The organism is Geotalea uraniireducens (assembly GCF_027943965.1).
In the GTDB taxonomy this organism is placed as follows: Bacteria; Desulfobacterota; Desulfuromonadia; order Geobacterales; family Geobacteraceae; genus Geobacter; species Geobacter uraniireducens.
Genome location: NZ_AP027151.1, coordinates 3,049,854 through 3,064,700 on the forward strand (window position 1 = coordinate 3,049,854; position 14,847 = coordinate 3,064,700).

Annotated in this window: 18 protein-coding genes; 3 read left to right on the forward strand and 15 right to left on the reverse strand. The window is 55.1% G+C overall.

What is annotated here, in order from left to right:
- Positions 1-59 precede the first annotated feature (59 nt).
- A complete protein-coding gene (locus QMN23_RS14185) occupies positions 60-299 on the forward strand; it encodes a DUF3553 domain-containing protein (RefSeq protein WP_281999986.1) in 240 nt (79 codons plus the stop codon).
- A 157-nt stretch (positions 300-456) separates the two neighbouring features.
- Here QMN23_RS14185 and QMN23_RS14190 read toward each other — a convergent pair whose 3' ends face one another.
- The gene (locus QMN23_RS14190) at positions 457-1,149 is read right to left on the reverse strand and encodes a PEP-CTERM sorting domain-containing protein (protein ID WP_281999987.1); all 693 of its coding nucleotides are present in this window, start codon (positions 1,147-1,149) and stop codon (positions 457-459) included.
- Positions 1,150-1,390: 241 nt separating this feature from the next.
- Complete coding sequence (locus tag QMN23_RS14195) at positions 1,391-2,179, reverse strand: acetoacetate decarboxylase family protein (protein ID WP_281999988.1); 789 nt, start codon at positions 2,177-2,179, stop codon at positions 1,391-1,393.
- Between the two features lie 139 nt (positions 2,180-2,318).
- On the opposite strand from QMN23_RS14195, the gene QMN23_RS14200 reads away from it, so the two are divergent.
- Positions 2,319-3,077, forward strand: a complete 759-nt coding sequence (locus QMN23_RS14200) for a COG4705 family protein (protein WP_281999989.1) — start codon at positions 2,319-2,321, stop codon at positions 3,075-3,077.
- A gap of 154 nt (positions 3,078-3,231) precedes the next feature.
- Here the strand turns inward: QMN23_RS14200 and QMN23_RS14205 are convergent, their stop codons facing one another.
- The 11 genes from QMN23_RS14205 to QMN23_RS14255 form a co-directional block, all read right to left on the reverse strand.
- Positions 3,232-4,098, reverse strand: coding sequence for a hypothetical protein (locus QMN23_RS14205; RefSeq protein WP_281999990.1), 867 nt, complete (start codon positions 4,096-4,098; stop codon positions 3,232-3,234).
- Positions 4,099-4,180: 82 nt separating this feature from the next.
- Positions 4,181-5,188, reverse strand: coding sequence for a zinc-dependent alcohol dehydrogenase family protein (locus QMN23_RS14210; protein ID WP_281999991.1), 1,008 nt, complete (start codon positions 5,186-5,188; stop codon positions 4,181-4,183).
- A 73-nt stretch (positions 5,189-5,261) separates the two neighbouring features.
- The gene (locus tag QMN23_RS14215) at positions 5,262-5,576 is read right to left on the reverse strand and encodes a CcdB family protein (RefSeq protein ID WP_281999992.1); all 315 of its coding nucleotides are present in this window, start codon (positions 5,574-5,576) and stop codon (positions 5,262-5,264) included.
- Positions 5,576-5,824, reverse strand: a complete 249-nt coding sequence (locus QMN23_RS14220; protein WP_281999993.1) for a type II toxin-antitoxin system CcdA family antitoxin — start codon at positions 5,822-5,824, stop codon at positions 5,576-5,578. Before QMN23_RS14220 ends, QMN23_RS14215 begins: the two co-directional genes overlap by 1 nt.
- A 345-nt stretch (positions 5,825-6,169) precedes the next feature.
- Complete coding sequence (locus QMN23_RS14225) at positions 6,170-6,478, reverse strand: hypothetical protein (protein ID WP_281999994.1); 309 nt, start codon at positions 6,476-6,478, stop codon at positions 6,170-6,172.
- Between the two features lie 17 nt (positions 6,479-6,495).
- Positions 6,496-7,338: an HNH endonuclease signature motif containing protein gene (locus QMN23_RS14230; protein ID WP_281999995.1), complete on the reverse strand. Its 843-nt coding sequence runs from the start codon at positions 7,336-7,338 to the stop codon at positions 6,496-6,498.
- A gap of 74 nt (positions 7,339-7,412) precedes the next feature.
- Complete coding sequence (locus QMN23_RS14235; RefSeq protein ID WP_281999996.1) at positions 7,413-8,348, reverse strand: REP-associated tyrosine transposase; 936 nt, start codon at positions 8,346-8,348, stop codon at positions 7,413-7,415.
- 85 nt (positions 8,349-8,433) lie between these two features.
- On the reverse strand, positions 8,434-8,844 hold the full coding sequence (locus tag QMN23_RS14240) for an FRG domain-containing protein (RefSeq protein WP_281999997.1): 411 nt from the start codon (positions 8,842-8,844) through the stop codon (positions 8,434-8,436).
- Positions 8,845-8,916: 72 nt separating this feature from the next.
- Positions 8,917-9,486 carry a hypothetical protein gene (locus QMN23_RS14245; protein WP_281999998.1) on the reverse strand — a complete coding sequence of 190 codons (570 nt, stop codon included), beginning with the start codon at positions 9,484-9,486 and terminating at the stop codon, positions 8,917-8,919.
- A gap of 113 nt (positions 9,487-9,599) precedes the next feature.
- Complete coding sequence (locus tag QMN23_RS14250) at positions 9,600-10,700, reverse strand: hypothetical protein (protein WP_281999999.1); 1,101 nt, start codon at positions 10,698-10,700, stop codon at positions 9,600-9,602.
- 205 nt (positions 10,701-10,905) lie between these two features.
- Complete coding sequence (locus QMN23_RS14255; protein WP_282000000.1) at positions 10,906-11,037, reverse strand: hypothetical protein; 132 nt, start codon at positions 11,035-11,037, stop codon at positions 10,906-10,908.
- A gap of 717 nt (positions 11,038-11,754) precedes the next feature.
- Here QMN23_RS14255 and QMN23_RS14260 point away from each other — a divergent pair.
- Positions 11,755-12,108 carry a hypothetical protein gene (locus QMN23_RS14260; protein ID WP_282000001.1) on the forward strand — a complete coding sequence of 118 codons (354 nt, stop codon included), beginning with the start codon at positions 11,755-11,757 and terminating at the stop codon, positions 12,106-12,108.
- Positions 12,109-12,159: 51 nt separating this feature from the next.
- On the opposite strand, the gene QMN23_RS14265 is transcribed toward QMN23_RS14260, so the two are convergent.
- Positions 12,160-14,193: a PAS domain-containing hybrid sensor histidine kinase/response regulator gene (locus QMN23_RS14265; RefSeq protein WP_282000002.1), complete on the reverse strand. Its 2,034-nt coding sequence runs from the start codon at positions 14,191-14,193 to the stop codon at positions 12,160-12,162.
- A complete protein-coding gene (locus tag QMN23_RS14270) occupies positions 14,183-14,755 on the reverse strand; it encodes a methanogen output domain 1-containing protein (protein WP_282000003.1) in 573 nt (190 codons plus the stop codon). The genes QMN23_RS14265 and QMN23_RS14270 overlap by 11 nt, the downstream gene beginning before the upstream one ends.
- Between the last annotated feature and the right edge of the window lie 92 nt (positions 14,756-14,847).

The following is a 14,847-nucleotide window of genomic DNA, read 5'->3' on the forward strand; positions in this document are numbered from 1 at the left end:
GTCAGAATCAGCTCACCGAACAGCACACGCTACCCTTCCAAACAATCGAGGGACCAACAATGACAATCAAGACAGGCAGCATTGTGAGCCACACAGGCGCGCTAGAATGGGGCGCAGGCAAGGTACTGGAAGTTACGGCAGCCATGGCAACGATCCAGTTCAGCGACGGCAAAAGCCGGAAAATTGCCGCCTCCCACTTCGCGACCCTGCAACCGGCGGAAGCGGCAGCCTATTTGCCGCCCGAGGTTACGCCGGCAGCCAAGGCCCGCCCGGCCAGAACAGCCAAAAAGAAGCCGTAACCCCTCTGAACGCGCCACCGATCGCTTGGCCGAATGATCGACGGCAACACCGCAGAGCACGACAAGCGGCAGCATTTCCGCAAATCCGGGAACCTCTCGTACGAAGCAGCGACGATTTAAGGCGGGATCGCCGGAACCGAAGGACCCGGCGCGTGCGTCAGTCGCGACGATCCCTGTTCATGCGCCACCGATAGCCGATCAGGGCCGCTACGCCAATGACGAGCAACGCCAGCGATCCCGGCTCGGGGACCGGTTCCGGGTCTTTGGAACAGACGACCCAGGCGCTCAGCGAAACGCCCTCGCCGGGGAGGAAGCTGCTATCGTCGCTAAGATTGGAATGGCCGCAAGATATCAAATCCGACAAGGATGGCTGCGCCATGAAGGTATAGAACTGGCGTACAGCCAGGCCTTCCGGAGACACCGACTGCAAATTGTCGACCCGCCCCGTCCACAGGTACTCGGTCTGCTCGGCCGGTGAGTGGGTGATGATCGAGGTCGGATCGAAAGATGCCAGATCCGCGGTGGTGGTTACCGCCGCCAGCAGCGAGGTAATTTCCTGCAGGCCGGCCATATGAAAACCGGAGTAGCCGGCAACCGACAACGAGGCGATAATGGCCTGCTGTTGTTGGTAATTCTTGTTGTTCAGAAGCGACAGGTCGGTAAACCAGTAGAGATTGGTTACCGGATCATAGGCCATCGGCGAATCGCCAACCTTGACCAGGGTCGCCGACGATACGCCCGGCAACCCGAACAGTACCGCCGTAAGCGCCACCAGCAACACCGCCCGCACCCGCTTTGCCACCCCGCCCCGCCAACGTCCCTGCTCGACACGACATAGTGCTCTGCGCATCGCCCTCTCCCCTTCCCTTTCCGGTCGATCCGGAAAATTTTATGGAGTCCGGGTTCTTCGATGTCCCTCTCAGACCAGGCGGTAAGGAATAACACCGCAACGGGTATGCCAAAGACCCGCGTCTGCCAACAGGCTGTAAAATAACGACATTTACCATTCAACCTGCCGCACGGATCGAGAAAAAGTGTTGCTAATCACGACATTCTGTCGGCGATGCTTACACTTCGCTCCTCCCGGGACTTCAGGGGGTGAACGGCTGGGCCCCGACCACGGTAATGCCGACCCAACCGACGCTGGCCCGCTCGGCCTGCAGCTCGCCAAGCAGCGACAACTCTTCGACCGGATGGGGCAGCACCGTGATCGCCGCTTCCGCATCGTGCCACGCCGAGGCGACCTTGTCGCGGATATCGGGCAGCACCCAGCTCAGCTCGGGGCCGGCGGCGGGGCGGGTCAGGTCGGGCCAGCCGACGGTGCCGATGGTTTTGTTGGCCAGGAAGCCATACGGCCGCCCCGGCTCCCCGGTAAGCATCACCGCAGCCTCGATCAGCCGCCGTTCCTTGACGGTCAGGGTCGCCCCAAGCCGGCTGCCGGCCCGGAGGGGAGCCGCTGCCTGATGCTCGATCGGCAGCGAACGGGTCAGGTAGGTCGCGCCCAGCTTTTTCGGCCACCCCTGGAGCAGACCGCGCAGCAGGGAGATATCCTGATCGACCCAGATGAATGGGCAGAAATTGTACAGCGCGCCATCCGGCCGCTCGATCTCGACGATGACGATCGTTTCCCGGTACTGGGCATAGACCGGATCGAGCAGTTCGTCGCCGGTGGTGGTTGCCTGCCAGTCGGCAAAATGGACGCAGCCGTTGCCCGTCAGCCGGCCGAGGGCCGGCGGCACCACCGCCGGGCTCATTGCCCGGTCGCAGCGCACGGCAACGTTGATCAGCCACCCCGCATAATGCCAGGGTGGCGACGGCACCAGCGCCGCCCGGCCACTGGCGGTAAACGGCGCGGTAAAACTGGTGAATTCCCGGGTCATGCTCCCTCCCTTTCCTCGTCGCATCATTATCGGCGCTTTCCGGCGTACCATCCACCGCCTTAATCTTCCGTTAAGCTGCCGGTGCTACCGTGCACGTCATGCAGGATTGCAACGACATGCACCACGGGAGGATACCGGCATGAACGACACCATTGCCGCCCAGGCAAGCAAGGTCCCGGCAGTAACGCTCATTTTCTGGCTGATCAAGATCGCCGCCACCACGCTCGGCGAAACCGGCGGCGACGCCGTCTCCATGTCGATGAACCTCGGCTATCTCGTCGGCACGGCGATCTTCGCCGCCGTCTTCGCCGTCGCCGTCTCTGCCCAGGTTTCGGCCCGGCACTACCAGCCGCTGTTATACTGGACGACCATCATCGCCACCACCACGGTCGGCACCACCCTGGCCGACTTCGCCGACCGGTCGCTCGGGATCGGCTATGCCGGCGGCTCAACGCTGCTGCTCGCCCTCCTCGTCGGCTCCCTGGCGGTCTGGTATCGCACCATGGGGTCGGTGGCGGTCGACACGATACGGACAAAGAAGGCGGAGGTCTTTTACTGGGTGACGATCATGTTTTCCCAGACGCTCGGCACGGCGCTCGGCGACTGGACCGCCGACACCGCCGGCCTTGGCTACCTGAACGGCGCAGTCATCTTCGGCACCCTGCTGGCGGTCATCGCTGCCGCCTACTACTTGACACGGATCTCCCGGACAACCCTCTTCTGGGCGGCATTCATCCTGACCCGGCCGCTCGGGGCGGTGGTCGGCGACCTGCTCGACAAACCGGTCAGCGCCGGCGGCATGGCGCTCAGCCGTTACTCTGCCTCGGCGGTGCTCCTCGGGTTGATCCTGCTCAGCCTGTACCTCTTCCCGCAGCGGGCGGCGGAGAAAAGTCACTGACCGATTCATGCCGGCACCGGACACCCGTGGAGATACCGATTAAATTGATTGTGGTAATCCGCGAGATGAAGCCGAAACCCTGCCCCCAAAGAGGTACCCCGGCAATTCTGATCGCCACCTGATGCGGGTCATTCTTCCGAACGCCCGGATCGCCTCATTCCGCCGGATAGACGCGGAAAAGCGTCAGGTCGGCAATCCCGTGCCATTGCGGCAACCGGGGGAGCGGCCCGGCAATCCTGGCCAGAGGGGGGTGGCGTTCCGCCAGGGCGTTGATCGCGGCCCAAAGGGTCGTGTCGCCCCAGAACTGGGGGGGAGCGTCGTTGGCGGCGACGGCGGCATAAATCTCCGCCGGGGAGGTGCAACCGGTCTGCATGGCCGCCAGGGCGAGGCGCTGCAGCAGGCTCAAGCCGGTCGGCGGGTCCGGCTGTTCCTTGAGCCAGCGGGCCACCGCGGCGGGAATCCACGGCAGGGGCGGATCGGCACAGGTCGCCAGCGCGGCGAACTCCCGCCGGTCCTGGCCGGCAAAAGCCCGCTCGACCCGCTCGGCGAAGAGAAACTGGTCGGCCGTCACCATCGTTCGCCGGTCGTACACCGAGGCGAGCTGCGCCGGGGAGAGCTGGCCGAGACCGTTGAACGGCACGACGCCGGGAAACGAATCGAGACAGATCAACTCGGCGGCGATCCCCCGCGCTTTCATGCAGGCCAGGATATGGCACAGCATCGCCTGGTCGAACAGGCAGGCATCGAACCAGAGGACGATGTGCGCGTTGCCCTGCGCCGCCGCCAGCCGGGCATATTGGCCATCCAGCGTCTCGCGCACGAAGTCCCGGTCGAGCCCGCCCCCGGTCACCGCCTCCAGGAAACGTGCCCGGGCAGACAAGGTATCGTCAGCCGGCCAGCCCGGGTTCCGCGGCCCATCGTAGAGGATATCGTGCCAGACAAAGACCTCGCCGGCCAGCCCGCTGTTCGCCAGCCGCTCGCCGGCAATATCGCCGCTGGTGATGTGCAGGATCGGTTTCATGGCTGGTTTTCCTTTCGGGAGAGGGCACCCATGGTGGGCGTCCCTGTTGCTTTTCGGTGGTTCAGGAGGTGTCGGTAGCACTTCACATTTCGACGCAGATTTTGCCGAAATGCGCCCCCCGCCCCTCGTAACGAAACGCCTCGATCAGCTCTGGCAAAGGAAAGGTCTTGTCGATGACCGGCTTCATGTCATTGGCATCCAAGGCGCGGATCATCTCAAGCTGCTGCTGGCGGTTGCCCACTTGCACCCCCTGAAGCCGCACTTGCCGGGTCAACAGCGCCACGGTCGGAATCGGACCGGCGAAACCGGTCAAGACACCGATGAAGGCGATATGCCCGCCGATGCGGCAGGAGTTGATCGATTGCGGCAGAGTATCCGGCCCGCCCACCTCGATGACATGATCGACACCGCGCCCGTCGGTCAGCGCCAAAACCTGCTCCGACCAGTTTGGATACTGTTTGTAGTTGATCGTATGGTCGGCACCCAGAGCGCGTGCGCGCGCCAGTTTTTCATCCGATGACGACGTGACGATCGTCACGGCGCCCATCATTTTGGCAAATTGCAGGGCAAAGATCGACACCCCGCCCGTACCCAAAGTCAATACCGTTTCGCCCGCCTTCAAGTGACCATCATTGACCAGAGTGCGCCACGCCGTGAGACCGGCGGTGGTCAGCGTGGCCGCTTCGCAATGGCTGAAATTTCTGGGCGCGTGGGTGAACCAATGTGCCGGTCGCACCACCCGCTCCCGGGCATAACCGTCCAAGCTATCGCCGGGTACCGTAGCGATCACCGATGATACGGCTTCGCCGTTTTGCCAGTCGGGGAAAAAACAGGAGACGACGCGATCGCCCACGGCAAACTCACTGACGCCTTCCCCAACCATTTCGACGATTCCCGCGCCATCGGCCAACGGAACGAGGCCGTCTGCGGTGGGAATCGTGCCAAGCGCCACCAGGTAATCGTGATAATTCAGCGAGCCAGCGTGCAGCCGCACCAGAATTTCGCCCGCCCGCGGCGCCCCCGGCTCGTCCATCTCGACCAGCGTCAGCCGCTCGAGCCCACCGGACCCTCTCAGTCTCATCGCTTTCATATGGTGCCCTCCTTTGGCAATGGTCAGGAGTCTGTCGGCGAACGGCGCGGTGAATCGCCGGTCAGCACTGGCATTAGAAACCGGCGCAGAGGAAGTCCAAGGCCGCAAGGATTTCGGCCCGGTGCTCTTTGAGGGAGCAGACTTTGTCTCCGAGGACATGCAGATTAATGCCAGCCAGTTCAGCAGTCGACATGATGACCGTGATTCGTCGTATCGTGAATTGCGGGTTGAGATGTTTGGCTGCTTTGCCCATGGCGGCAGCCGTAATGAGCGGAACAACTACCCGCGTTGAGAGGTTGTCAAGGAGGTCAGCCTGTACGTCGAGTAAATAAGGGATAGTGGTTTTTGTTTCCTGGTTTTGATTTTCATACACATCGAACTGTGCCATCAGAAGCGCCTCAAACCATCGCTGAAAGTACCCTGACCTTCAATCCGTCGGTTATAATCTTCTATGGCCTCTCGGTTTTCTTCTTTCCATCTGCGGCTATTTTCCTCCCGGAGCAACTCGGCAAGCCTCAGTTCCAGCGCCTGTGAAATATTGATTCGGAGTTCTTTGGCTTGGCGGAGCAAGTCGCTGTTAATGCTCAGGTTAGTCGATTTTTTGGGGGCATTCGGATCAAATAAATTGGTTTGCATGCAAGCCTCTGGTGCGCATTATTTATGCGCATAATGTACCGCCATTCAAGCTCGATTGCAAAATCTATTTGGTTTTGGTTCAGCCAACGGCTCGGGAGATCACCTGACGGGTTCTTGGTCAGGCGCATCTTCCTTGTCCTCGTCATCCGTGTAGATATCGCGGCGCTCGATGCCTCTGGCAATGACATATAAAGCACTCCCAGGCATGTCGATTCGCGCTGTTAGTGGCATGGTTTTTCAGATAGTTATCCTATGTAAGTTAGCACAAGTGACCAACGTCCCCGAAGGGTGCCGCAGTCGTTTTTCCGGGCGTGCAACCGGCTGGTTAGGAATCATATGGCCTGACTAAGAAAGGGCGTTTATGTTGAGATTGATGGTCAGCTCACTTCCCTTTAATGTCACTCTCTCGTCGTCGAATCTATTTGTTTTCCAGTTTTCCGCCTGTAAGTCTGTCAATTCAGCAATGAAATGCCTTCCAACTAGTTGAAACGTGCCACTTACAATGGCGGAGGTCTGTTCCCTTTCAGTCCAGAGCAGGTACATTTTGCCTGCCGCATCGGCACAAAGGGCTTCCTTCCGGTAGTGCCTTCCGGCTTCAACTTCTTTTTCGGCTATGACTGTATACTTCTGTCTGTCGATATCGATGCTATACATTTGAATCTCCTTTCTGACTATGCGACCTGTTGCCATATTCTTAGTACCGTTTCATCAGATGCTTCCAGCTTCTTAGGCCCAAGAACTAACATGTTATTGTTTCCACTCTTAATTTGTCTTAGAAGTTCAAAATCAACCAGATGTTTGATTACCTTCTTCCCCACTTCACGGATATTTGGATCCAACAGTTCATAAACAGACGCTCTCTTCACTGGTCTTCCTTGGATAAATAGTTTTCCAATTTGCTCGATAACGTTGCGAATAAAGGATTTTTCGTTTATCTCATACTCTCTGATTTTTTCAGGCTCGCCTCCGCACTCAATTTTAGACCAGAAAACTTTATGGGCTTCGAGGGTGACGGAAGATGCGTATTGCTGAGAAGGTACAGACTTCCTTTCCCAATCTATGACAGCCCACTCAGCTTTTGATAGCATGAATCTATCTAACAATCGGTGATGAGTAGGGCACAAGACGAGAATGTTGTTTGCTTCTGCTGTTCCTCCGAGCTTCGAGGGTACAATGTGGCAACGGTCTGTAGACCTATTTTCTCCACATATTTCACAAGGTATGTTTCTATTCTTTATCTCGCCGTGCCAAGCTATTTCTGCCAATAGTCTTGCAATTGTCTCCGAGTCGCACGAGTTAAAGGGGCGATTCTCACAGTCAATGTAAAACGCTTTCGTAATCAGTTTGTCTATCTTCTGAAGGTCAGAAAACGCACCTGCCTTCACAGCCTGTCGAGAAAGAGCTTCAATTTCCGTCGACAATTCAGCAATCTTCTCTTTGTAGATAGGTACTTTTTGCAGTAGCCTTTCGATCTGTTTTAGTTCTTCAAGGTCGTACGGATACTCAGGTTCCATTGTTTACCATTCTGATTTCGCCAAGGGTCGGCCCATAGGGGTCGGTCGGCCCATAGGGGTCGGGTCTCCATTATTCATATTTTGAGTGTCTTTCGCACATAATCCATCATTTTCCACAACTTTTTGTCCTCGTTCATCTTCAAAGAAAACCGGCGGCTCGATTCGGCAATAGCTGTTTCTTTTACATTGAACAGGTCCCCTATCTCCCGCAGCTTCGCACCACTGTATTTGTGGCAAATATGAATACTCATTTGTCTTGCAAGCTTTTCATTTTCAATTTCATGCTTTACTGCGTCAATGATCTCTTCAGGCGAAGGGCGGCGAGCAAGTTGCCGCAACGCGGGTATGTTTCTGTCAGCTTGCTTTGCCTGTACATGAACAGCTGTGATTTCTTCTACAAATCCAGCATTCCCCAGTATTGACGAACCTACCGTGTCTTTTAATGGACTCTCATATTCGCTTCCTATCAGGTCTTCTGCAAATTGCCGGTATTTCTCCCCGGCTTTTGTTGTTCTTTTGCCGAAATAACCAAGGATGAAGCTCGTATTAAGCCATTCAGGCGTTTTGCTTGCACCAATATAGTAGCGATAGCTGGACCATTGGTAGTCTTCCGGTCGAGTAACAATATCCGCCCGAACCGGATTCAGGTGGATGTAACGAGAGAGTTCCGTTGCGTATTCATCCGCTTCAACCAGGATAGCCTTGAATCTTCCCTGAAACAGGTGCCCAGCCCGTTTTCTTTTTACGTTGAAGTAAGTCGTATAAGCACCATTTATGTGCCTCATGATTTGAGACAGGTTGCCTGCCGGCGTCTCTAAAATCAGGTGATAGTGGTTACTCATCAAACAGTAGGCATGGATAACTGCACTGTAACGATGCGTTGCAGATTCAAGATATGACAGAAACTTCTCCCGGTCCGCTCGGCTCTTGAATACGTCCTTCTGTTCGTTTCCTCTTGATGTGACATGATAGAATGCGCCTGGATATTCAATTCGTAACGGTCGTGCCATGGTTTTCTCCTTTGAATGACAAAATAACTTTTATCATCAAAGAATGCAGGTTTTGTGAATAATGGAGACTTGACCCCTAATGTTCCTAATGTTCAGTTTGAATAATGGAGACTTGACCCCTAATGTTCAGTTCTCCAAGTAGGTTCTTTGTAAAATCAACAAGGCGCGTTGCTGCTCCGTGATGTTGAAGCCTCGCTAGGAGTTCCAAGTCCGACAGTAGCTTGCCATCTACAAAACGATACCCCTTATGTGAAGCCTCTTGGAGAAGTCTTTTTTCATACGCTTGTATGGCTTTTTCGGTTACTTGCTTTTCACGTATGGCTAGTCGCCTGTATGCCGAGCTATGAACTGGCCACTCAATGTTACTCTGCCCGCGCCAAAACCTAACATTGAAATTTAAAGTGTCAGGAGCTGTGGTTTGAGCGATCTCAATAATTTCCTCAAATGAATTTGGAACAGCTATTTTGCCAAATAGTTGATCCTGTAAAACGTTCATATAATTCTCCTGCATAACGTCGTGGGCGCTGACCTGACGGTTTTATCGGTCAGGTCTTGCGGCATAGTTAGATCATGTTATTTCAAAATACCATCCAACTATAAATGCGAGTACAAGGCCGGTGTATGTGAGGCCGTTTGCGTACCAACTCAGTTTCATTAAATCGATTTTTGACTCAATTTCGCGTTTTACAAGTCGCACAGTCAGTAGTCTTTTTTCGTAGTAAACTGTTAGAACAAAAGTCACTACAAGCCAGAAAATTGTCATAGCTATAGTCAATTTGGGGTACTTTATATTCTCAAAAATCCATGTTCCGACTGCCAGAGAAATATTTCCCGCATTACCTGGGAGAAATCCACCGATTACCGAAATAACTCCCAACAGGAATGGAAACCCAAACCCGACAACAAGAGTCGAACCGATGTTGACGTGTAATGAAGCCCAGAATGCCTCTTTACGTGGGATTCCTGCAAACTTGCAGTATACCCACCACTCAACAAGAATGATCAGCACGCTGCCATAGAGAAAAGCGAGGAAATTGAAGATCAATAAGAGTGGTCCACCGCCGTCTGCAAGTGCCACAGAGGGAGTCAACAGCATCAACGCCACGAAACTGGAAATTGTCTTTCTCTGGTTCGTCATCAATCGTCTTTCTTCATCATCTAACGGCGTGGCGCTTGACCTGACGGGCGGACTTATCGCCCGTTCATGGTCTAAGCGTCTGGTTGGGCTGTTTATACTGGTGCTCTTATATATCATTTCAATGCTTTAGCAATTATTGCTCCTATAATAACACCAAGCAGTGAAGCAATAATGGTGGAATACGTAGTGTAGCCTGTCGAAATTAGTGATTGGATGAATTTGATAGTTTGGTGCCTGTCCTCAATATTGATTACATTTTTTAACCAATGATTTTTTGCATATCTAATAGATTTGTCATCAATTTCGAACATCCTACCTGTTTCAACTATTTCGTTTTTTGCCTCTTTCAAGAATGCCACTTCTTTGCTATGTTCATTTGATAATTTTTGAAACTTACACATTAACTTCTGTGCAGACTTCATACAATTTAGCTTTTCGGTCAAATCGTAAGATTCCAAATTAATCATTTTATCCACATGTTCGGTCAATTCATCGATATTGTTTTCAATGTCTGAACAGGTCCTGATATTTTTTTGATTCATACTAGTATTGGTAATAAACCGTTCCCAGAATAGACTGATATTGAATAGAAAATACTGCAGAAATGTATCAATATTCCTAAATTCTTCTTCCGTTATTGTCACACATGAAACGAAGTCATTATTTTTGATGTCATCTAAGTATTCTCCAGATGTTCCTACAGCATAGCTAATATGAACTGGACAAGGAGCCATGGTGATTGGTTCCCATGCATCACATGCTAGTGCCTGCTTGAGGATTTCCCTCACCTGGAAACCGAGGAAGTGATTACTGCGTGCCCCACCATTCGCTCGTATAAGAAATATACATCCATTATAGTAAACTCTTACACTGTCGACTTCTGGGAGGTTCTTTTGCAACTTATCGTAAATTGTGGAAACATTTTTCACTTTAAGGTCAAAGGCGAAATATGACGGAGATTTAGGAAGATAATTGTCCTCCTCACGTAAATAGTTATATACGCCTCCCATGTGCATAAATGGGATATTATCATCAATGCATTTCAAATTTGAAATGTATTGACATTTTTGAAGTACACTAAACATTTTCTTGTAGAGAGTACGGCAACTCGATTCAAAAATGTCTGCATTATTAATGTCGAATTCGAGTTTACACCCATCTCTCAAATTTAGTGGCATAAACCCTAATGAACATTCGTAATAATTAGCTTCCACTTTGTGCTCCTGCCTAGGTTTGATTGATTTCCTTTTGCTCAACTAGTGATTGACCGGTCAGGACCGGCATCTAATATTATATGCAAGCATCTAATAATATATCCCGGCATCTAACTTTAGATACCGGGATGCATATAATAATAGATGCTTTTGGCAACCTCTCGGGCATCTAATATTATATACTGGCATCCAATATTAGATGCCCTCAACTGCCACTGTTCTTCATCTCGGCATCCAATATTAGATGCTTCTCCAGTTCTGTCCCCTTGATCTTGTCATGCTGGATGTACCAGAGCTTGACGTCAGGGTCCCATGTCCCGCCCATAGTTTTGGCCATTCTCCCCAATTCACGCTGACCATATGAAATCCGCACCGGCACAAGCGGATCATCGACAGAGGTGCCCCCCCGGGGTCTGCCCTACACATTTGACAGATTCAAACTTTCCTCAACTTTTCCCAATTACTTCTTCTGAGCCCGCCATCCGTGGCAACAGCTTGACCGAATCGCGTGCCGGCTGGGGTTAGTCAATCACCGAAGCGGCACGACCGCCGGGACGGCCGCTTTTCGACCATCGACTCGACGGTTTCACCCGCACCCCGTCTTGCGCATAGCAGTAAACACCCTACCACATAAGCCCACGCTCACAAAGCCCAATTCACCCCGCAACTACCCGGAATTCCGTAAAGTTCCTACATATAGTAACCTCACCGAAAAAAAATTGCCCGGCCAGCGGCAGCCACCCCACCCGGACCCGGGAGCGGGCACTCATGACAAATCGAGGGCAAAAAAAGAGGCCGTTCCCGGCGGAACGGCCTCTGTGCTGGGAAGTCCCTGCAGGGTCGGACTACACATTTGACAAATTCAAAACTTCTCCCAGTTCGCTTCGCCAGCTAATAATTTGCCCTATCCCCACCCTTCATACCACAGCCCCCGCCCGGAAAAGCGGACCTTTACCGGCCGAACTCCTGCCGGCATTCGACCGCGGTGAGCCGCCGGATCAGCCAGCCGAACAGGGGGGCCATGGCCAGCGAAAGCAGCACGGGAAAGGCGGTCATGACCCGCCGGATGGTGGCGAAGGTGGCGGCGAACTCGGGCGGGGCGCCGGCCGGCACGTTTCACGGCAAGGCGATATCCGTCAGGCGGAACGGAGTGGTCACCACCGAGTCGGCGGTCTTGACGAAGATCCGCAAGCGGGCATCGGCGGGCAACGGGCGGGCGAAGCCGAGCACTTTCAGGTCGTCGGCGGAGGTGGTGGAAGTGGTGGCGATCGCCGCCCACCGTCATACCATACAACCGCGGCGCGGCAAAGGCGTTTTTCCCGCGAATCGGCTTATTTTTCGAAAGGTTACCAGATATGGGTACCGGGCAGGCAATAACAGGGGAAAAGAGACGGGAAAAAACGGGTGATACGTCCACGCGGGAGGAATGTGGAGCCACTGACGATTCGGCAGGGCACGGTCAGAGGATTTTCCTGATCACCTCCCGGATCGACGACACCTTGTACGGCTTCTGGATGAAGCCGAAGAGCCCCTTGCCGACGAATTTCTGGGTGACCTCCTGCTCGTTGTAGCCGCTCGACATGATGACCTTGATGTCGGGATTCAGGCGGCGCAGCTCGCGGAAACACTCTTCGCCGTCCATGTGCGGCATCGTCAGGTCGAGGATGACGAAGGCGATGTCCGGATTCTCCCGGTAAATCAGGATCGCTTCCCGGCCGTCTTCGGCGGTGAGGGGGACAAAACCCAGCTCTTTCAACATCTCCGCCCCGATGCCCCGGACGGTTTCCTCATCGTCAACCAGGAGCACCTTCCCCTCGCCCCGCCAGTGGTCCTTGAGGCAGTCATGGTTGAACAATTCGGCCGGCTTGCTGGCGGCGGGGAGCAGGATCTTGAAGGTCGTCCCCTTGCCCGGTTCGCTGTACACCCTGATCGCCCCTTTGTGACCCCGCACGATACCGAGCACCGCCGCCATCCCCAGGCCGCGGCCGGTGAATTTGGTGGTGAAAAACGGATCGAAGATTTTCGCCATGGTCTCCCGGTTCATGCCGCAGCCGGTGTCGGCGACCTCCAGGTAGACGTATAGCCCTTCGCTGATGTTCTCGTCGAGCCAGATATCCTTCAGGTAGTTCCGGTCGCAGTCCATGCAGCCGGTGGTGATGGCGATGACGCCGCTCTTGTCGGCGATCGCCTCGGAGGCATTGATCACCAGGTTCATGACGATCTGGCGGATCTGGGTCGCGTCGGCCTTGACCGCCGGCAGGTGCGGGTGGAGGTTGAGCCGCAGGACCGCCTTTTTGGAGATCGACACCTGCAGCATGTTCAGCATCTCTTCGAGCAGGCTGTTCAGGTCGATGCTCTCGACCACAAACTTTCCTTTGCCCGAATAGGCCAGCATCTGCTTGGCGAGATCGGCGGCCCGCGACGCGGCCTCCTCGATCCGGCGGAGGTTTTCCGTGGCGGGCGACACCCGGTTTATCCGCATCAGCGCCAGATCGGCATTGCCGATGATCGCCGTGAGAATGTTGTTGAAATCGTGGGCGATCCCCCCCGCCAGCACCCCGAGGCTCTCCAGCTTCTGCACCTGCTGAAGGTGCTTTTCGATGGCGAGTTTCTCTTCCTCGGCCTGCTTCCGGTCGGTAATGTCTTCGGAGATGCCGAGCAGATACTCCGGCTCGCCACGGGCGTCGAGAATCGGCACTTTCGTGGTGTGCAGGGTCCGCTTCACCCCGGCGGAGGTCAATAGGGGCTCTTCCGGGATATCGAGAATCGTTTTCCGGCGCAACACCTCGCGGTCCTTTTCGGTGAAGAAATCGGCCTGGTCCCTGGGGAAAAGATCATGGTCGTTCTTGCCGAGCAGGTCTTCCCGCGTACAGCCCAACAGCTCTTCCGCCGCATGGTTGAAACGGACGAAGCGGAGATCCCGGGCATCCTTGAGGAAAATCATGTTCGGGATGTTCTCGATGATCATCGCCAGCAGGGCACTGGCTTTCCGCAACTCTTCCTCGGCCCGCTTCCGTTCGGCAATTTCCCTCTGGAGATGATCCCGCTCCTTGAGCAACTGGTCCTGGATCGCCTGTTGCTTTTCGAGCTGCTGGTTGAGGACGACGAATTTGCTCGTCACCGACTGCCGGAGCGAACAGCGCAGAAAGACGAGCGGCCTGCCGTCCGGCCGGGCGTCGATGCGGTAGCCGATGCTGCGATAGTGCACCTCCTGGCCGGCGCTATCCCGGCAGGAGAGGACGCCGGGGATCGGCTGCCGGTTCCGGACGCAGACCGCCAGATGCTGCAGCACCTTGTCGGCGGGGTTGACGACGAAGTCGGTGAGACGCTTGCCGGCCAGTTCCCGCACCGGCATTCCCAGCATCCGGGCGCCGGCCTGATTCGCCGCAACCAGTTCGCCGGCCGGCTCCGCCAGGAAACAGGCCTCCGGCCAGGGATCGCTCAATTCGGCGAACAGCGTGGCCAGTAAATCCATTGCCGCATCATTTCCCATAATATTCCCTGCCGACGGCAGCGACGGCCTCGTCGGTCCGCTGCAGGTAGACGATGACCGTGCACCGCTCGTCCCCCCCGGCAATCGTCTCTTTGAGGACCACCTTGGCGTAGCCGAGATTATTGGCCGCGATCGTGCCGAAGACGTTGGAGGTCATCATGCACATCGACGGCCGGTTGAGCACCTTCTCGGCAAAGGGGCAGCTGCTGTTCGTCAGGACGATGCTGGCATCGTCCTCCCGGACGACGGAGAAGCAGCCTTCGATCCGCCGCTTCAGGTCGACGAGCACCTGGGCCACCTGCTGGCGGGAAAGCGACGTTACCCCCAACGCCTCTTTGTAAAGCGCGTTGATCCATTCGCCGATATTCTGGCCAACCAGACTGATATAGCCGGCGGCTTCGTCGTAGCCGACGATATCCTCCAGGGTCCCCGCCAGTTCCCTGATGAGGCTCCGCAGGAAGATGTCCCGTTCCAGCTTTATATCAAGCCGCTGGACGGCCAAGGCCGGTTCGGTATCACCGGCCCGGGCGGCCGGGCATGAAGTGACTTTTGTCTCTGGCATGGCGATCTCCCGCCTTTCGTTTCAGGGCAGTGATTGTCGAGCTCCCGCGCGCGCAGGGGAAAGGGGTGCCGACAGGCGGCACCCGGACATGA